Source organism: Citrobacter amalonaticus (assembly GCF_037053465.1).
Classification (GTDB): domain Bacteria; phylum Pseudomonadota; class Gammaproteobacteria; order Enterobacterales; family Enterobacteriaceae; genus Citrobacter_A; species Citrobacter_A amalonaticus_H.
Map to the genome: position 1 here is coordinate 116,703 of NZ_JBALIF010000009.1, position 20,137 is coordinate 136,839.

A 20,137-nucleotide genomic window follows, 5' to 3' on the forward strand; every position below is an offset into this window, starting at 1 on the left:
TCAGAACGACGCTTTAATTCCAATCATCGCCGCGGTATCGCTGTAACCAGCGTCACCCATCTGCTGAGCGACGTTCCCCCACAGGGCAACATTCTTCGTTAACTGACCTTCAACACCGGCTTTCACTTCACCGATATTACGCGTACCGTCCAGCGTCACGTTTTCACCGTTTAGCGAAGCGCCAAAGTCTTTGGTGTTGTGGATCCAGTTGGCTTCGATAAATGGCTGGAAAGTGCGGTCTTTGCCGTCATCCCGTTTGTTGTGCCCCTTGCCAAACAGACGCCCCCCCACCCGCGTCTGGACGTTGCCGTCGCCATTGCCTTCCACACGGGTACCGTTGACCTCTTTATGGTCATCTGCCTTCACACCCATCCAGGTGATCTGGACTTTCGGCTGGAGGTACAGCGCGTTACGGGTACTCAGATCCGCCAGTTTCCAGGTGTAACCGGATTCCACTGACGCGGTGACACCTTTGGAATCGTAATCTTCTGACTCCACGCCACGGCCGGAAACCGTGTTATCGAACCAGCTATATTGCGCCCAGGTGTCAACATATGCTCCTTCATGGGTGTCATTATCCTGCAACCAGGTACCATACAGACCGACACTGTAACCGCTGATACGGCTGTCCGCCCGGTTACCGTTACGCTGGTTTTCCGCGCGGGCTTTCTTGTTGGCGTAACCCGCCATCAGACCGAGATGATAACGATCGGTGCTATCAGAGGACCATTGCGCGATATCACCGCCCAGTTGCATCACATAGCGGTTGGCTTGCATTTGCAGTTGTCCGCTGTTGTCTTTCTGACGGGTATGGCCGCCGACGTTACGCAGCCAGAGGCTGGTCACCGCTTTTTCTCCGGTCAGCGCGTCCACATAGTGAGTTTCCCCCAGACGATCGTGCAGACGAGTGTTAAACATCGTGTTCGCCGCCTGGAGGTTCATGCCATACAGACCCGCTTCTGGACGCACAGCGTGCTCACGCGGCGTCGGCGCAGGTATCTGTGGGTCTGGCGGCGTGATGGGATCAATCGGGTTCGGGTCTGGCTGTGACGGCAGTGGATCCGGCGATAATGCGCTGCTCAAATACCAGTTCTTGTCATTTGTCCCTTCGCCGCGCTGCAGAGTGTAATCATATGCTCCAGCCACGATACGTCCGGCCTGTCTGAACTCACCATCAGAGTCGCCACCCACGGTAATCAGCTCAATACCCTCCGTGGTCAGGCCGCCAGCACCACCTGCGTTCAGCACTTTCACATTGGTGGTGCCGTAGGTATTCCCGGCAACGATAAGGCGATCGGTCGGCGAGGCGTCGTCACCCAGTTGAGTGTTCATCACAATGTTACCGCCAGTGCCACGGTAATCTCCGTCCACCGTCAGCGTTTTGAAGGTGGTGGCGTCACGCGTCATGCTACGGCTACCGGCACCCGGCGCGACATAATTCAGCGTGGAGCCGTTCAGGGTCAGATGGGTGAGATTTGAATCGGCTACCATATCCCAGCGGCTGTTGCTGCCGTTGAGCGCTAGATTGAGGGTACCGCTTGCGTTAGTCTGCGTATCGCCATAAATGTAAGAGTTGTCGCCGGTGGCGATATTAATGTTATGTATGCCGCCTGCGTACATTTTCCCCCATGCGACTAACCTATTGTTATTCGAGATATTTGTTGAGCCAGCCGTGCTGGTGCTGTAACCATAAATGGCGTAAACCGTCCCCGCAGCAGAATCATAAGACGCCTGGCTGCCTAATGTTACATTGCCGGTAAAGCGATCGTTCGAACCCCGCTGTTCCAGTAAATAGACGTTATTCCCGCCCTGAGACTGAATGTTGATGTTATTGATTATCGTATCCGTCGTCGCACCAGCAACGTTATCGCTGTAGTAACCGGTTAAGATCGCAGCATCGCCACCCGACACGCTCACCCTGGCGTCATTGATGCGGTACTTCGTCGACCCCAACGCGTCAAGATCGCGCAAACGAATACCATCAACGGTATTATTACCGGTCAAATCCACAGTGATTTTATCGATAGCGATGTCCGTCGTTCCACTCTGGCTAATGCTGTTAAAACCCACAACGGTTCCACCTGCCGCGGCATCGCCGCGACTTATGCCTTTGATTGCCAGGTCACTAAAGGTGACGTTATTGGTCATATATACCGGTATTTTGTTACCGCCATTCAACCGGTAAATCGTATCTGAGACTTCAACCCCTGATACATTACCGCTGATAATATCGAGATCAACCGCGGTTCTCCCGGCAAATGTTGCATCGTTGCCCATAATATCAATCCCTTCGAGAGAACCCGCCGATCCTTCGAACATATTGATATTTACGTTACCCGTGAAATTTGATTCTTTGCCGGCTAAATCCAGGGCGGCATGGTGACCACGTCTTGAATCAGGATCCGGATCGTTATAGGTAATATTCAGGTTTTCAACATTTAAGATGCTGTCCTGACTGGTTTCTATATTTCCGGTAATAAGAGTGGTGGTGCCTTTTAAATCTACCTGAGAATTCCCACTAATCAGAAACGCATTAACCAGATCCGCCGTATCGACATTACTATTTTGCGAGTTAATCGTCAGATTCTCGGCTTTTAGTACACTTGAGCCGTACAGATAAACTGCCGTGCCACGGTAATTGTCATTCACGGTATAGTCAAAATCGTAATTCAGGGTGAAGTTATTACCCAGATCAACTTTTCCCGCCGTTGCTTTAACAAAATAGCCAGGGTTAAACGCAAGGGAATCGTCAGGATAATCACCGCCACTGGTTATTGTGGTACTGTCCCCCATCGTGACCAGACCATCGTCAACACTGACGCTGATATACGAGACATCGCTGCCAGTCGGCAGACTGACAGTACGGTCGGATGATGACGTCGAGCTATTCACGATAACGCTCGCAGGCGCAGCGGAAGCGGCAAATGCGGCAGAGGAAATAATTGCGCTGATAAACAGTGCTATTTTTTTAGGTTTGAAAGCCATACTCATATACTACAATCCTTGTTGTGTCACATGTTCTTAATCAATAAACATAATTACATCTGCATGTTTATTTTTATAAAAATCCGAATCAGTTCTAATTAAATTATCTGGCGGGAGATATTCATTAGCTCGCAAATAAAAGGATAATAAATAAATTAAGGAATGGAGGCAACAGTAGAACAGCGGAGGATTCAGGCTGAGTATATAAGATAATTAGACAAACAATCTCAATATCTGCATTCTACACAGGGAACACAACAAAACTCCATTAAAATAAAAATCACCAAAATTAAACACAGAAAAACACCGCCACCATCAGCATTAAACACCACGCTGGCAATGCTAAAGTTATATTTCCATTCATCAAATATGAATATATCCTCGTAATGGTGAAAATTCTCATATGATATTAATAAAAAAGCCTAAGACAATTAGAGATAATTAATGCTCTTAGTCATAATAACCACACTAAGCACTCAAATTTTATTTTCTTCTTTCAGATAAATCGCAAGCACTCACCGGCTGGCGATCAGAGCAAACAGCTTACCAGCGAAGGTATCTCTTACGGGCCACTCCTCGTCAGCAATGCGTAACACACAATGAAAACCGGATTGCTGAAAACATTCCTGATAGTCATCGTCATGCCAGGCACGCGTCTGGCTGGTGAAACGTGCGACGCTATCATCGCTTTTTACCGCCCAAAAAGTCGTGGGACTGATTTGCATCTCTTCGTTCCAGCTGTTGTCACTGAGCAACAGGTGAGATACGGCGAGAAAAAGCCGCTGTGGGGAGTCAGGACGACTCGGGTGAGAGGGTTTCGGAGAAACTGAAACAGGAAAAAGGCACAACACGGGTTGTGCCACCTGCAAGTTAGAATGTTTATTAGAACAGCAATATTCCCTGGTGTTCGGCCTTTGGCCATCCGAGCGTTCTCTTAACGGAAGTTCGGTTTTTTTATAGTGAAGTGCTTCTTACTGGATGATAGTAAAACCAATTTTGAAAAAAGGTAACCTGACCTTTAGTACAGAACCGCCCCGGTACCTTTCACCTGTACCGAGGTTAACAGCGGTGAAAGTCAATAGGGAGTGACTTCTCTAACATGTGTTATATTTAGGTTTCACGCCATCCGGGCAGGCAGGGAGGACCCAATGCTAAAGGAATACGAAGAAAATGTAGATGTCATTATAAAGAATCAGCTTGAAGATACCCTGAATGCGCTGGGAGAGCTCACCTGGGCCTACGTCGTATTATCCAAAAAGGATATGTCATGTATCTTTGGGGTCACGAACTACCCCGATGAATGGGTAACGCAGTACAAAGAGAAAGGGCTTCAGTACACCGACCCGGTGGTCATTACCGCGCTCAATAGATTAACGCCCTTCTCCTGGGATGAGAAGCTGCTGGTGCGATCCGATTTTAACTTTGAAAAATTGTTCGACCAGGCCAGCCAGTTTGGCATCATTAATGGGTATACCTTTGTTCTGCATGATTACCAGAATAATCTGGTCACGTTATCATTTATTGTCCCTGCGTCGAAAAGAACGGAGATAATGGAATTACTTATTCAGAACAAAGGTGATATTTCTTTATTGCTGGCATCCGTTCATGAAACATACCTCACTCTCACGTCACTGTCCGATCAGGGAACACCCCATCCTGATAAACAAAGCCAGTTTACACAGCGTGAAAACGAAATTCTGTACTGGACAAGCCTGGGTAAAACCTATCAGGAAACGGGCATGATCCTGGGAATAAAAGTTCGCACCGTAAAATTTCACATGTCCAATATTGTAAAAAAAATGGGCGTCGCTAACGCCCGGCATGCAGTGCGGCTAGGTATGGAGCTTCAGCTGATTAAACCGGTGGAATAATTATAAACGACTCTCTACTAAGTGCGGCCAGTCATTCAGAACGCCATTTTCCTGAATATCACACTGAGTGACGATCCTGGTTTCCAGCTTTTTTTGGCTTTCCTTATCCGTATGACCTAAAAGTAGATAGACGGGTTCATTCTTTTCTGAAACACCTTGTTTGAGTACAGTAATATTCCAGCCAGACCTCCTGATAATGTGCATCATGGGATGACTTGCCACAGCAAGAATGCCATCATAATGATGGCGCTGGGCATAATTTATTAAAGACAGAAACAGCATTTGCGTAACAGGGTATCTGTTACCTAACAGCGTGTTAACTCTCTCTTTATCAACAAAAAAACGCGTGGACTCAATGAAATTCCCCTCAGGGATTTCCACATCGCTGAAGAATTCGGAAAACGTGTCATTCAGCATATTATGATATTTCATATCGATAATCCTTGTACTGCATATTATCATTCCATTTTTCACGCCAAATATATAATCCGTTTTTTCATTATCAAACTCATCAAACTCTTTTTCATCTGTACAGGTTACAGCCCACTGTAGACGATCTTTAAAAACATTCTTGCGTAACATAAAAAAATCTTCCGCTTTCCCATCACTCAGTGAAGAGTAATTCACTACGTAAACATTAAACATCATGTCACCTTTTCAATGTATAAGCATTTAGATTCGGTAACATCAGTGAAGCTTAGCGGTAGCATGCCGGGACAAGCGAATAGTAATTGTTTTTAGAGGGTTTTAAAAACAAATAATCAAATCTAACATATTTTATATTTAATGCATAAAATATTAATAAAACAACAAAAAAACAATTATTAACAGGATTATGAGCAGGGCAATATGTGGAAATAACAAATGAGTGAACTTATGTACAGTAGAGTTATGCCAGTCAATTACTCCATAATGGCAATACAACTTTTGCGGACATCATTTGAAATAATAATAATTTAACAAAATAATTTTTAAAAATGAGAGTCTCCCATAATGGCCTGAAAAAATACAGGCCATTACGTTATAAACATATGACATCATTACACTTCTAAAGAATATAATGCGCCATTTCAACAAATGAACTCATTGATTATTCAACAGTTCAACCCTTGCTTTCATTTTAATCGCTAACGGCTTAATTCTGTCATCTTTTACATATTTCTCTTTATTTACAAACCTGAGTAATAACGTTGTCATTTCCAGTTTACTTCCCGCCTCATAAATTAATGCACTTAATGACAGAACTGCTCTGTACACGACTAACTGTACGTTAACATCATCAACCGACTCGTATTGATTAATTATTTTCCGATAAACATCTTCGGCCTCATAATTTCGGCCAGCATTTTCATAAAACAGCCCCATATTATAATCAGCCTTAGCGACCTCAGCTTTAATAGCAAAACCTTTACAATTTTTGAAGCGTTCAACAATCATTAAATTAACAGCAAACGCCTCCTCTGGTTTATTCATTTTGCCATATAGCATCCCCATATCGTGATATGCTTTAGCTACCTGGAGCTGTACCGCAGGATAATTTGACCTTTTAAATCCGCTTATCACCTTTTGATACTGTTCAAGTGCCATTTCCATTTGGTCTTGCTGTTCATATATTTTTGCTATACTGCGACAGGCGATCAGAACCTGTTTCTGTATATTTTCGGCATTTGAATGACCAAACTGATCGATCAGACTTTGAAACACTGATAATGCTTGTTCAAGTTTGTTCAGTTTTACATATACTAAACCGATGCTATGACAGGACATGGCTACCAGGTTCTGTATTGCCGGGTGTTCCGAATCACCATACCTGTCAATCAGATTACGGTAAGCGGCGATTTCATCTTCAGGTTTGTTCAGCCCCCCGTAAGTTATCCCCATATACCGGCAGGCTATTGCAACCTCCGTTTGTATATCTGGGTTCTCCGAATCTCCGAATCGGTCAATAAGTTTGCGATATGCAGCAATTTCCTCTTCAGGTTTATTCAGTTCACCGTAAATCACACCATTACTACGCATTGCCATCGCAACCTGCACTTGTATATTCGGAACTGTCGAGTGACCGAAATTATCAATCAGTACATCATTCACGGCGATTGCCTCTTCCAGCTTCCTGAGCTCACCATAGGTGACCCCCATACCCCGCATCGCCATTGCCACCAGCACCTGTATCTCTGGTTGCGTTGACTCACCAAACCGATCAATCAACGCCCGATAATTGGTTATTTTCTCTTCCGGTTTCTTGAGTTCGCCATAGGTAACACCAGTCCCCCGCATCGCCATTGCCACTTGCTCTTGTATCTCTGGTAGTTCTGATTCACCAAACCTATCAATCAATGCCCGGTAAGCAGCGATTTTCTCTTCAGGTTTCTTCAGCTCGCCGTAGGTTACCCCCACACCACGCATTGCCATTGCCACTTGCGCCTGTATCTGTGGTTGTTCTGACTCACCGAACTGCTCAATCAGGGCCTGGTAGGTGGCAATTTTCTCTTCAGGCCTTTTCATCAACCCGTAGGCGATTCCCATATTACGGAAGGTTTTGGCGACCTCCATTTGTATTTCCGGATGCGGTGAACCCTTGAATTTATCAATCAGATTCCGATAGGCTGTGATTTCTTCTTCCGGTTGATTCAACTCTCTATAGGTCATCCCTGTGCCACGCATAGCCATCGCCACTTGCGCTTGTATCGCCGGAACAGGCGAGTGCTCAAATTTATCAATGAGATTGCGATATACCGCAATCTTCTGTTCTGGCTGATTAAGCTGTCCGTAAGTAACCCCCATATTGCGCCAGGCTTTGACCACTTCTTTTTGTACGTTCGGAATATCTGAATCTGCAAATTTATCAATCATCTGGCGATAGGTGGTGACTTCTTCATCTGGTTTATTCAGCTCACCATAGGTAATTCCTAAATAGCGGTAAGCAGTAGCAACCTCCACAAGTAATTTAGGATTATCGGAATCTCTGAATCGCTCAATCAATTCACGATAGATGGTCACTTCCTCCTCCGGCTTATTCACCTGACTGTACATAACCCCTGTACTACGCATGGCTTTTGCAACCTGTATCTGCACTTCAGGATCCGTTGAGTTCGCGTAAAGATCCATAATGGTACGATAAACAATGATTGCCTCTTCCTGCTTATTCAGTTGTCTGTAAGCGATTCCCAGATTGCGACAAGCTTTGACCACTTCTGCTTGAATTTCGGGAGTCGTTGCATTTTTAAACTGGTCAATCATATTACGGTAGGCGGCAATTTCTTCTCCCGGTTTATTCAACTGACCATAGGTAATTCCCATATATCGGTAGGCAATAGCAACCTCTGTTTGTAAATTCTGATCATCTGAATCGCCGAATTTTTCAATCAGTTCACGATACGAGGCGATCTCATCCTCTGGCTTATCCATTCTGCTATAGGATACGCCACATCCGCGAAGGGCCATTGCTACCTGCTCCTGAACTTCAGGAATAGCTGAATGTTCAAATTGAGACAGCAAATCACGATAAGCCTTGATTGCCTCTTCGTGATTATTCATTTCACCGAATGTCACCCCAATTCCGCGCATAGCCACTGCGACCGGCACTTGAACTTCCGCAATCTTTGATTCCCTAAAACGTTGAATCAGGGTTTGGTAAGCAGCCATTTTTTCTTTTGTGTTAGCAAGCTCACCGAATGTGATTCCCAAATAAAGGTAGGCTTTAGCGACTTCCAGTTGTGCCTCTGGGTCTTCAGAATCACCTAACCTGTCAATAATATTTTGGTAAGCTGCGATCTCTTCTTCAGGTTTATTGAGGTCACAGTAATTTAACGCGATATCATCGCAAGTATTTTTACTTTTGTCTTCTAACTTCAAATCGCTAAAGTCCAGTGTCGAATCCTGACTAATATTACTTTCAGGGACGACCGGTTCTTCTGTTTTAGCATCACCATGAATTTTTGTGCTACTTATTCCGGTTGTCACATTTGCTGCTTTATTATTCGTCGCCTTTTCAATATTGACGTTCAGTTCGTCATCGGTAACAAACTCTGACACATCAGTAACATCACTGACTAATTCATTATTTATGATGCTATTTTCTTCTGGCGATGTTGTGCTCCCCACTCCCCCATCCTTTAATCCATTACTATCTTTTTCACTATTATTCTCAGAGCCCCCTTCCCTTGTCGCTTTCCCTTGAGGGTTTTCATCAGTCATTTTATCTACTTGATTACCACCATTAACTTGAGCGCTTTTCTCAATGGTCATTTCGTCGACCAGTTTTTCAAATTTGTCATTAATTTGCTTCAAAAACTGTTTTTTCGTTTCATCCATTAAAAAGCCTTCATTTTCTTTTATCCACTTATCAATGGCCTCTTTATGGATCAGCTTTGTCCGATTCCAAAAAAAAGGAACAGAGAACAATGAAAGTATCACAATAATTGATGGAATGAACCAGGATAAAAAATTGTAATTGACCATCACACTGCCAGAATAAGCATCTATTCTGGATACATTATCTTTCAGAGTTGTCAGCGAATCACCAAATTTATCAACTTTTGAATCTAAATCTCTTATTGAATCACCCAGTGTTTTATTTATATGCCCTTGCTGGATCATTGATTCTGAAAATTCGCTTCTTGCAACCTGTGCTTCTTCATTTGTTTTTGCATAAGACACATGCAAAGAGAGAAAAAAAGCAATTATGAATATCAATTTTTTCATTATATCAATCCGTTGGTTTGAGCATGTTCTTGATAACAAAGACTCAGAATTTAAAACTTAAGAGCACCGTTTCTCTAATTGGCAATCTCAAATACAAACAGGCAAAAAACGGGCCAGCCATAAAAGTTGAATTTATATTTTATTATCTATTGCATAACGCCATCCTTAAATGCAATATTTTAGATAAGTATCCTTAAAACGTATATGATGCATCCGCTCTCAGATACATCTGTACTACTTCAGATATCAAAAATGAAAATGTTACATGAGAATGTCATTTAATCAACATAACACTGAAAATTTTCTTCAAAACGTCGGCTCTTAACAACAACGTACATCGCTGAAGAATTCGGCTGTCACTTTCACTCTCCTTTGCAGACTATATACACGGGAGCACAACTGACATTACATAACTGGATCGAAGGAAGATTCTGCGCCTGAACAGTAACAGAAGTCATTATGCGTAGTCTGTCTGTGCAGAAAGATAAATTCAACTTACCGCTATGTCCTTTGCACTATGCAAGAAACGCATAGTTCGATACATTCTTGCATTTTCCCCATTCCCCTATGACTGATAAGGTCATTATGTTTCGGGCCATTGATGGCCTGTCGCAACAAACACACACCATCAAAAAAATAACGGGGTTCGCTATGGCGCAACAAGGGGAACAGGCGGCAATGCCGCTTGCAACAGAAAAAGTCGGCATTAAAGGGTATCTGGCATTCTTTCTGACCATCATTTTCTTCTCCGGCATCTTTTCCGGAACGGAGGGCTGGTGGCGCGTTTTTGATTTTACTGTGTTGAATGGTTCATTTGGTCAAATCGCGAATGGTGCCGGGCAAACGTCCGTCACCTTCCGGGGCGCTGGCGGTACGGGGGCGAAAGATGGTTTTCTCTTCGCGCTGGAACTCGCTCCTTCCGTTATTTTGTCGCTGGGCATTATCGCTATCACCGACGGACTTGGCGGGTTACGTGCCGCACAACAACTGATGACGCCAATTTTAAAACCGCTGCTTGGTATTCCGGGTATTTGCTCGCTGGCGCTTATCGCTAACTTACAAAACACCGATGCGGCAGCGGGTATGACGAAAGAACTGGCGCAGGAAGGCGAAATCACCGAGCGCGACAAAGTCATTTTTGCGGCGTACCAGACCAGCGGTAGCGCGATCATCACCAACTATTTTTCCTCTGGCGTTGCCGTCTTCGCCTTTCTGGGAACATCCGTAATTGTCCCGCTGGCCGTCATTCTGGTGTTTAAATTTGTCGGCGCCAATCTGCTACGAATCTGGATCAACGTCGAAGAACGCCGTAACCCAACGCAAGGAGCGCAGGCATGACCACACAAGTTCGCAAAAATGTCATGGACATGTTTATCGATGGTGCCCGTCGCGGCTTTACCATCGCCACCACCAACCTGTTGCCAAACGTGGTCATGGCGTTCGTGATTATTCAGGCGTTGAAAATAACCGGTTTACTTGACTGGGTGGGGCACATTTGCCAGCCCATTATGGCATTCTGGGGGCTTCCTGGTGAGGCTGCGACAGTGCTATTAGCGTCGCTCATGAGTATGGGCGGTGCGGTTGGCGTTTCCGCCAGTCTGCTCACTGCGGGGGCATTAAATGGTCACGACGTCACGGTTCTGCTTCCGGCAATCTACCTGATGGGCAACCCTGTACAGAACGTCGGACGCTGCCTCGGTACTGCTGAAGTGAACGCCAAATACTATCCCCATATCATTGCTGTGTGCGCCATCAACGCATTGCTGTCGATCTGGGTTATGCAGCTTATTGTTTAGTAAGGAGTCATTATGCCTGATTTATCCGCCGCTGATTTTACCCTGCTGCAAGGGGCGCGCCTTTATGCGCCAGAAGACCAGGGGATTTGCGACGTACTGCTTGCGAACGGCAAAATTATTGCTGTAGAACGCGATATTCCTCCTCACATTGTGCCGGATTGTAACGTTATCAATCTCAGCGGACAGATTCTCTGCCCTGGCTTCATTGACCAGCATGTACACCTGATTGGCGGCGGTGGCGAAGCCGGTCCCACCACCCGCACGCCGGAAGTCCGACTCAGCAAACTGACCGAAGCCGGGGTCACCACCGTTATTGGTTTGCTCGGCACTGACTCTGTGACTCGTCATCCGGAATCGCTGCTGGCGAAAACCCGGGCGCTAAATGAAGAAGGGATCACCGCCTGGATGTTGACCGGGGCTTACCACGTACCTTCCCCGACCATCACTGGTTCTGTGGAAAAAGATGTCGCGCTGATCGACCGCGTCATCGGCGTGAAATGCGCAGTATCTGACCACCGCTCGGCAGCACCCGGTGATTATCAACTGGCAAACATGGCGGCAGAATCACGCGTGGGTGGCCTGCTGGGAGGCAAACCGGGCGTCAGCGTGTTCCATATGGGCGACAGCAAAAAGGGACTCAAACCCCTGTACGACATTCTGGAAAATAGCGATGTGCCCATGAGCAAACTGCTGCCTACCCATGTTAATCGCAATGAAAAACTGTTTGACGAAGCGGTGGCTTTTGCGCTCAAGGGCGGCACGATCGATATCACCAGCGGGATACCCGATCCGGTTGCACCGGCAGAAGGCGTGGCGCGCGCAGTAAAATCTGGTGTAGCGCTCGACCGGATAACGGTCAGTTCCGATGGTAATGGTAGCCAGCCGCTGTTCGATGATGCCGGAAAGCTCACCGGTATTGGCGTGGCGGGCTTCGAAAGCCTGCTTGAAACCGTTCAATCTCTGGTAAACGATTACGGATTTACCCTGACGGACGCGCTGCGCCCGCTCACCACCAGCGTGGCGGCCTTCCTTAACCTCTCCGCGAAAGGTGAAATTGCCCCGGGTAAAGATGCTGACCTTCTGGTCATGACTCCGGAGCTGAGAATTGATCAGGTTTATGCCCGCGGTAAACGAATGGTTGTTGAAGGTAAAGCCTGCGTGAAGGGCACTTTCGAGTAAGCGCGATCGGTTGTCAGCCGTGTGAATGCCCGTACAATGGCGCAATCGGACGGCTGACAGGTGATGGGCAATGGATGAGAGCGGTGCAGGTTTGCATAACATCGAAACAAAATGGCTTTATGATTTTCTGACGCTGGAAAAGTGTCGAAATTTCTCTCAGGCTGCGGTGATTCGTAATGTCTCGCAGCCAGCTTTCAGTCGTCGCATCCGCGCGCTGGAAAACGCGGTGGGCGTTGAATTGTTCAATCGTCAGGTCTCACCGTTACAGCTCTCCGAGCAGGGAAAAATCTTTCACTCTCAGGTCCGTCACTTGCTGCAACAACTGGAAAGTAACCTGACTGAACTGCGTGGCGGCAGTGATTTCACGCTGCGCAAAATTAAAATTGCCGCCGCACACTCGCTCTCACTTGGGTTATTACCGGGTATTGTCAGCCAGATGCCAACCCAGTTTACCTGGTCGGTTGAAGCGATCGATGTCGATCAGGCGGTAGACATGTTGCGGGAAGGACAAAGCGATTTCGTTTTCTCCTATTACGACGAAAATTTTCTTCAGCCGCCGTTTGCCAATATTCGCTTGTTTGAGTCACAACTGTTTCCTGTCTGTGCCAGTGATGAACACGGAAAACCGCGTTACACGCTCGACCAGCCCAGTTTTCCTTTGCTCAACTACAGCAAGAACTCCTATATGGGAAGGCTTATCAACCGCACGTTGACCCGCCATACCGAACTGAGCTTCAGCACTTTTTTTGTCTCTTCGATGAGTGAATTACTGAAACAGGTGGCGCTGGACGGATGCGGAATCGCCTGGCTTCCGGAATATGCAATACGTCAGGAGATTCGTAGCGGGCAGCTCATTGTGCTGGATCAGGACACGCTGATTATTCCCATCCAGGCTTATGCTTATCGAATGGACACGCGGATGAATCCCCTGGCGGAGCAATTCTGGAAAGAATTACATCACCTGCATACCTTCCCCTGATTTCGCGCTCACATACAAAGAGCCGGTTTCGCAGGTTCAACGCGTTGCGTGTCCGGCCATGACTCATACCAGCGAATCGCGGCATGGACCAGAGACGCCGTTGAATCAATAAACCGCCCGCCTAATTCATTCTCATGCCCGGCCACCATTAACGGAATTTCGGTGCAGCCCATAATAATCACCTGTGCGCCACGGGAATGCAGATGTCTGATTTGCGGAAACAACAGGCTTTGCGCGGTGGATTTGTCTCCGCGTTTCAGGGCGTAAATGGCCTCCATCACCTGCGTCTGACCGCCCGGTTCTGGCTGAACAAGAGAGAGTCCCCGCGCTATCGCTTTTTTCTGATACAGACCCGTGGCAAGCGTGGCATTGGTTGCCAGCAGGCCGACGCGGTTCACCCCGGATGGGATCTCATTGAGCGTGGCATCAAGAATACTGATCATTTCGGCCTTTGCCACTGCGCGTAAATCATCAAACCAGTAGTGCGCCGTGTTACAGGGTATAACGATGCACTCCGCTCCGGCGTCTTCCAGCATGTGCAAATAACGCTCCAGAAAGTGATAAGGAGAAGGGCCACCGGAGAGCAAACAAGCGGTACGATCGGGAATGTCAGGAATTGAGCTTACGATCAGTGGAATATGTTGCTGATCGCAACTGGCGCTACGCAGTTCAACAAATTTCTCCAGCATGTCCGCCGTTGCGGCAGGCCCCATGCCGCCCAGAATCCCAATGGTATGTTTCATTACTACACCGTTCTTTCGTTGCTATATCGAATGACACTATCACCCTGATGCATAGGTAAAAAATGCCGTTTTCTTAGCAGCTATGCGTAAAAGTTATCACTGTTTCACATTGGAATGATTTACAACGCTTTCTGTGGGTTCTGGCTGGACGCCAGCGGACTCATACTGATGATTAACCTCCCTTTGCCCAGCTAAACAGTGACTAAACAGCAAACACCCCGTTTCTGATTTGTTGCACTCATCCATAAATAAGCGATATCCGCCACAAAAATCACATATCACTCTCGTTGATGAATAGAAGCATATTGCATTTGCACAGTGAGTCAGATAGCGTCTGTAACGTTACACTAAAACGTTACAGTCAATAAAAGCAGCCACTTTTTTCGTTACACCCACTGGCCGAGTCAGCCGCGCCAGAAGGCATTATCGCGACCTCTACATTGTGAGAAAGGATAATTATGATGAAAACAACACCGTTTCGTTCCGCCAGACGTTTTCTGGCACTCGCTTGCCTTAGTAGCGCCCTGATTGCAGGCACTGTACTGAGCGCATCAGCACAGGCAGCAATCAACTTTCGTGTTTACTCGTCTCTGCCAGGTGATGAGTCTTCTGCGCACTACATCTGGTTCAACCGCTTCCAGGAAAATCTGAATAAAAACGAGAAGTTAAAAGGACAGATTAAGCTCAATTATTTCGCCAACGCGATGCTGGGAAAAGAAGCCGATGCCACACAGCAGGTACGTATCGGCGCCATTAACATGATGATTTCTGGCACCTCAATCTGGGCCACGCTGGTCCCGGAAGTGGGGGTTCTGGATCTGGGTTACCTGTTTAAAGATTATGACCAGGTCGGGAAAGCGCTGGACGGTAAAGCCGGTGAGCAGCTTTCAAAACTGATGATGGACAAGGCGAACGTGATGGTGCTGGGGTATGGCTATAACCTTGGCGCCCGCAACGTGTACACCAAAAAGGCGATTGAGAAACCGGAGGATTTAAAGAATCTGAAAATCCGCGTCCTGCCGGTGCCAAACTTTATCGCCACGCTGAATCACATGGGGGCGGTAGCTATTCCTATGCCGGGCGGAGAAGTGTATTCCAGCCTGCAAATGGGCGTTATCGATGGTGTCGAGCATGATGCTCCTACCATTTATGCCAGCAAATATTATGAAATCATCAAAAACGGCACCCTGACCCGCCATAGCTATAACCCGCTGATGATTGCCATGAACAAGAAGAGCTTTGAGCAGATTCCGGAGTCGTTACGCGCCGACGTGTTAGCCGCCGCGAAAGAGGCCACGGAATATGAACGCCAGCAGGCCAGCCAGAAAGAACAGGAAGCGATTAAAAAGCTGGAGGCCAAAGGTGTCACCTTCAGGGAAACCGATCGCGCGTTCTTCGCACAGGCCGTACAGCCCGTCTGGAAAGCCTTTCTGGATAAATACCCCGATCTGAAACCGATGGTGGACGAAATCAGCGCGACGGCACCAAGTGATAAGCCATAAGCCGTGCATCGTCGGCCTGCGAAATTCTGTGGGACGGCGATGTTGCCCACATAAACCATGAAAGGAGTTCTCCATGGCAGATATCTCAATGAAAGCAAAGGATGAAAACACGTTGTTGATGCTGCTGGGGCGGCTGAGTCGAAGCTTGACAACCTTAACGTCCTGGGCCGGCGCACTGGTGCTGTTTATCAACGTACTGGTGGTATTCGCTTCGGTGATCTGGCGTTACGCTCTGCATTCGCCAATCCACTGGGCGGAGGAAGTCGCTCGTGCATTGATGATTGCACTGGTCTTTTTTGGTGTAGCCACCTCAACAGGCAGAGGCGGACATATTGGCGTTGATCTGTTTCTGCGCTTCCTGCCGGAAAACGTCCGCCCTTACGTTGTCCATGCCAGTCGCTGGATCCTGTTTCTGGTCTCCGTCGGACTGGTCGTTTCCAGTTATGACCTGGTACAGGCCGCGCGCTTACAGACCACGGAAACGGGCCTGCCCCAGACCATCTACGTCATTCCGGTGTTAATCGGCTCGGTGGTGATGATGGTAGCCGCGCTCGAACATGCCCTGCATGAACGCGCCAGAGTGGTATTACTCAGCGGTGCCGGGATCCTGGCGCTGGCTGCGTTAGGCTATCTGAAACTGTCGTTGATGGCCGATCCTGCCAGCGCCGCGGCGAGCCTGATGCTCATCTGTTTTGTCCTCGGCATTCTGGCTGGCGTACCGATTGCTTTTACGCTTGGCATGTCAGCCATGGTCTTTTTCATCTGCGACCCTTCCCTGCCGTTTGTCTTTTTCTCTCAGCAGGTTGCGGCCGGTGTTGACCACTTTGTTCTGCTGGCCATCCCTTTCTTTTTGCTTGCGGGTGCTGCGATGGAAATCAATGGTATGTCCACACGACTGGTTGAACTTATCGTGCGCGGCATGGGACGGTTTCGTGGTGGCCTCAATATGACAACCGTGTTGTCAATGGCCTTTTTCTCCGGCATCTCCGGGTCCAAACTGGCGGATGTGGCCGCCGTTGGCGGTGTGTTAATGCCTGCGGTACGCCGCGCGAAGCAGGACAGCGAAGAAGCCGCCGGGGTGTTTGCCGCCTCTGCAGTGATGGCGGAGACCATTCCGCCCTGCGTAAACCTCATCGTCATGGGCTTTGTCGCCAACATTTCCATCGGAGCATTGTTCATCGCCGGTCTGGTGCCTGCGGCCTGTCTGTTAGTGCTGCTAATGGTTGCCGCCAACCGTTTCGGCGGCAAAATTAACGTCAGCGAAGCCTACCCGGTGTTACGCCCGCGTACCCAGCTTTATCTGGGAGCCGCTGTTGGCCTGGTCATGATTTTCATGATTGGCCGCGGGGTTATGATGGGTATCGCCACCTCTACGGAGATTTCCGCGTTCGCCGTTATTTACGCGATTGTGGTCGGTCGTCTGGCGTTTGGCGAACTGACGCTGAAAGCCACGGTTAAAATGTTCGTTGATATCGCGGCAATGTCTGGCGTTCTGCTGTTCATCGTGGCCTGTGCAACCAGCCTCTCTTATGCCCTGACTATTCAGATGATCCCGCAGCAGATTGCGGAACTGCTGGTCGGAATTGGCATGGAGCAAGGCGCCTGGCTGTTCCTGATGTTAACCATCGTCATTCTGATCATCTTCGGTGCGGTTCTTGAAGGTGCGCCTGCATTGATTATCTTCGCCCCAATTCTGGTGCCAATAGCAATTCAGCTTGGCTTTAACCCGCTGCACTTTGGCATTGTGATGATTATGGCGATGGGCTTTGGCCTGTTTTCACCACCGATAGGTCTGGGTTTATACACCACCTGCGCCATTTGCGGCGTAGAAATGAAACACGTCATCAGACCAATGGCGAAATATCTGGCGGTGATTTTTGTCGGCATCATTATTGTCGCAATGGCACCACCGTTAACGACCTGGCTGCCAGGACTGGCCGGCTACTAATTAGTAAATTCTCTGCTTGCCATATTCAGGTGGCAGGGATATCCACACACAAAAAACGACAAAATGCAGTTATATCATTGCCTGATGCCGTTTAAATATGAATAACAGGAGTATGAAATGGGATTATTAACGGGTAAAAAAGTCTTTATTACCGGAGCAGAACAAGGCATTGGTAAAGAGAGCGCGAGAAAATTAATTGAGGCCGGTTGTGATATTTATATTCATTATTTCAGTGGTGAAGAAGGTCCGCGCGAATTAATGGCCCTTGCCGAACAACGAGGTACCCGGGCCGCCTGTGGCTTCGCCGATTTAACTCATGAGGAAGACGCGGCCCGCTGCGTGGCTGACGCGGCAGAATTCCTCGGAGGTATTGATATTCTTATCAATAACGTCGGCGGCATCATCGCCCGTAAATGGCTGGGGGAAATTGAGCCTCACTTCTGGCGCACGGTGATTGATGTCAATATGACGACAATGCTGAACGTCACTCAGCAGGCACTGCCCTGGCTGAAAGGCGCGCCAGATGGCGCAAGCATCGTTAATCTGGCCTCGCTTGCCGGCCGTTCTGGCGGCCATGCGGGCTCTCTGGTGTACTCCACCACTAAAGGTGCGGTACTGACCTGGACACGCTCGCTCGCCGCAGAACTCGGTGAGCACGGTATCCGCGTGAACGCCGTTGCGCCAGGGCTGATTCTGGGAACACGTTTTCATAATCAGCACACGACGCAAGCCTCTGCCGATCAGACAATTCAGGCCATTCCGCTGGGAAGAGCGGGCACGCCGGAAGATGTGGCAAGAGCTATCTGCTTCCTCGCCTCTGAATACGATGGTTTCATTTCCGGCGCGACAATCGACATCAACGGTGGTATTTACCGGGCATAAAAACGTGGCGGGTGATAATGCCCGCCGGTTTTCAAAAGGAATGGCATATGATCAAGTCAGATATTATTCATCCTGATTTATTACAGGCACTGGCACAGTGCGGGCACAAAGCGAATATCTTAATTACCGACGCCAATTACTCTTTTCTTACCAATACCTCTGCGCAAGCCCGGATTATCTGGCTAAATTTTACCCCGGGGCTCATCAGCAGCGTCGTTATTCTGGAGAAAATTCTCGGGTATATTAATGTGGAAAAAGCCACATTAATGGCAAGCCCGCCAGAATTTGATAATACGATTGAGCGTGAATATCGGGACAGACTTTCCGAAGCAATTGACGTTGAACATGTTGAACGCAACGCCTTTTATTCACTGGCTAAATCGTCCGACACCATTCTGGTCATCGCCTCCGGTGAAACGCGTCGCTTCGCCAATATTCTGCTGACCGTTGCCCCTACGCTGGTATGACAAAACGAGAAGAACGCGCCGTGCTTCTCCAGCCATACCGTTAACGGACGGATTGCCGGGAGACCAGCGACGGAGGGAAGAGAAACTCCTCTGGCGCAATGGCCGGATTTTCCGTTCTGTCAATCAACCGTTCAACCATCACCTCTGCCATCTCCCGAAGCGGGGGCATGATGGAGGTCAGTCCGGGAAATACCAGTCCGGAGAGCGGGATATTGTCGATCCCCACAATAGAAATTTGTTGCGGCACCAGGATCCCTGCCTGATGCAACCCCGCCATGAGTCCGATACCTAAGGCATCATTGATCGCCACGATCCCATCTGGTAACGTCGGCTGCTGGCTGATCCTTAACGCCAGCGCCCGCCCTAGCTCCGTCATTTCCGTATCGCCATAGGCGGCCATAGCCTGACCTTCAATAATCATCCCTTCACGATAAAGCGCATGGTCTTGCGCTGCCCGGAGAAAACCCTCAATTTTGTGCGCCCGGCTCGGCGTCATCCCTTCCACCGTCGCAAACGCCAGGCGATGGCATCCCCGGGCGATCAGGTGTTCTGCCGCCATTTTTCCGGCCTCAATGTTATCCATCGACACGCTGTCCGGCGAGAAAGGGTCAGACTGCATACGCGCCGGCATACGGCCATCATAGTTCACCATCACCATGCCCTGCTCTGCCGCGCGGGCAAAATGGGCTTTTTCAATATCACAGGCGGCAACGATTATTCCCCGGACGCCATGAGAAAACATATCGTCGAGGAAGGCTTCTTCTTCTTCAATTTGCCGGTAAGTATTGCCTATCAGCACCCGAAACTGGCGTTTTTTGGCGGCCAGATCAACCTCACGGGCCAGGGCCGCAAAGCTGGGATTGACGATAGACGGCACCAGCAGACCAATCATTTTAGCCTGCCCGGTCTTGAGCTGTTGCGCTACCCGGTTGGGAAAGTAATTCAGCGTTTGCATGCTCTGCTGGATACGCGCCAGCGTTTCTGCGCGCATTTGATCGGTACGACCGTTGAGCACATTGGATACGGTGCTAACGGATACGCCAGCATGCTTTGCAACATCACGAATATTCGCCATACATCT

Annotated in this window: 15 protein-coding genes; 9 read left to right on the forward strand and 6 right to left on the reverse strand. The window is 48.2% G+C overall.

What is annotated here, in order from left to right; genetic code table 11:
• Positions 1-2,991, reverse strand: coding sequence for an autotransporter outer membrane beta-barrel domain-containing protein (locus WB371_RS16225; protein WP_336221069.1), 2,991 nt, complete (start codon positions 2,989-2,991; stop codon positions 1-3).
• Between the two features lie 509 nt (positions 2,992-3,500).
• Positions 3,501-3,710, reverse strand: coding sequence for a hypothetical protein (locus WB371_RS16230; protein ID WP_336221070.1), 210 nt, complete (start codon positions 3,708-3,710; stop codon positions 3,501-3,503).
• A gap of 423 nt (positions 3,711-4,133) precedes the next feature.
• On the opposite strand from WB371_RS16230, the gene WB371_RS16235 reads away from it, so the two are divergent.
• Entirely contained in the window at positions 4,134-4,856 is a 723-nt protein-coding gene (locus tag WB371_RS16235) for a LuxR family transcriptional regulator (protein ID WP_336221071.1), read from the forward strand.
• Here WB371_RS16235 and WB371_RS16240 read toward each other — a convergent pair whose 3' ends face one another.
• Positions 4,857-5,501, reverse strand: coding sequence for an acyl-homoserine-lactone synthase (locus WB371_RS16240; protein ID WP_420704057.1), 645 nt, complete (start codon positions 5,499-5,501; stop codon positions 4,857-4,859).
• Between the two features lie 438 nt (positions 5,502-5,939).
• Complete coding sequence (locus WB371_RS16245) at positions 5,940-9,560, reverse strand: tetratricopeptide repeat protein (protein ID WP_336221073.1); 3,621 nt, start codon at positions 9,558-9,560, stop codon at positions 5,940-5,942.
• A gap of 651 nt (positions 9,561-10,211) precedes the next feature.
• On the opposite strand from WB371_RS16245, the gene WB371_RS16250 reads away from it, so the two are divergent.
• The 4 genes from WB371_RS16250 to hypT all read left to right on the forward strand — a co-directional run bounded on the left by WB371_RS16250 (position 10,212) and on the right by hypT (position 13,514).
• A complete protein-coding gene (locus WB371_RS16250; protein ID WP_336221074.1) occupies positions 10,212-10,898 on the forward strand; it encodes a nucleoside recognition domain-containing protein in 687 nt (228 codons plus the stop codon).
• On the forward strand, positions 10,895-11,356 hold the full coding sequence (locus tag WB371_RS16255; protein WP_336221075.1) for a YjiG family protein: 462 nt from the start codon (positions 10,895-10,897) through the stop codon (positions 11,354-11,356). Before WB371_RS16250 ends, WB371_RS16255 begins: the two co-directional genes overlap by 4 nt.
• A gap of 12 nt (positions 11,357-11,368) precedes the next feature.
• The gene (gene iadA, locus WB371_RS16260; protein ID WP_336221076.1) at positions 11,369-12,535 is read left to right on the forward strand and encodes a beta-aspartyl-peptidase; all 1,167 of its coding nucleotides are present in this window, start codon (positions 11,369-11,371) and stop codon (positions 12,533-12,535) included.
• A 70-nt stretch (positions 12,536-12,605) separates the two neighbouring features.
• The gene (hypT, locus tag WB371_RS16265) at positions 12,606-13,514 is read left to right on the forward strand and encodes a hypochlorite stress DNA-binding transcriptional regulator HypT (RefSeq protein ID WP_336221077.1); all 909 of its coding nucleotides are present in this window, start codon (positions 12,606-12,608) and stop codon (positions 13,512-13,514) included.
• Positions 13,515-13,522: 8 nt separating this feature from the next.
• On the opposite strand, the gene WB371_RS16270 is transcribed toward hypT, so the two are convergent.
• Positions 13,523-14,257, reverse strand: coding sequence for an aspartate/glutamate racemase family protein (locus tag WB371_RS16270; RefSeq protein ID WP_336221078.1), 735 nt, complete (start codon positions 14,255-14,257; stop codon positions 13,523-13,525).
• A 458-nt stretch (positions 14,258-14,715) separates the two neighbouring features.
• Here WB371_RS16270 and WB371_RS16275 point away from each other — a divergent pair, with 458 nt between their 5' ends.
• From WB371_RS16275 to WB371_RS16290, 4 genes are all read left to right on the forward strand, one after another.
• Entirely contained in the window at positions 14,716-15,759 is a 1,044-nt protein-coding gene (locus WB371_RS16275; protein ID WP_336221079.1) for a TRAP transporter substrate-binding protein, read from the forward strand.
• Between the two features lie 73 nt (positions 15,760-15,832).
• Positions 15,833-17,707 carry a TRAP transporter large permease subunit gene (locus WB371_RS16280; RefSeq protein ID WP_336221080.1) on the forward strand — a complete coding sequence of 625 codons (1,875 nt, stop codon included), beginning with the start codon at positions 15,833-15,835 and terminating at the stop codon, positions 17,705-17,707.
• A 117-nt stretch (positions 17,708-17,824) separates the two neighbouring features.
• The gene (locus WB371_RS16285; protein ID WP_336221081.1) at positions 17,825-18,589 is read left to right on the forward strand and encodes an SDR family NAD(P)-dependent oxidoreductase; all 765 of its coding nucleotides are present in this window, start codon (positions 17,825-17,827) and stop codon (positions 18,587-18,589) included.
• Positions 18,590-18,636: 47 nt separating this feature from the next.
• Positions 18,637-19,056: an RbsD/FucU family protein gene (locus WB371_RS16290; RefSeq protein WP_336221082.1), complete on the forward strand. Its 420-nt coding sequence runs from the start codon at positions 18,637-18,639 to the stop codon at positions 19,054-19,056.
• 40 nt (positions 19,057-19,096) lie between these two features.
• Here WB371_RS16290 and WB371_RS16295 read toward each other — a convergent pair whose 3' ends face one another.
• Positions 19,097-20,131: a LacI family DNA-binding transcriptional regulator gene (locus WB371_RS16295; RefSeq protein ID WP_336221083.1), complete on the reverse strand. Its 1,035-nt coding sequence runs from the start codon at positions 20,129-20,131 to the stop codon at positions 19,097-19,099.
• Positions 20,132-20,137: the final 6 nt, after the last annotated feature.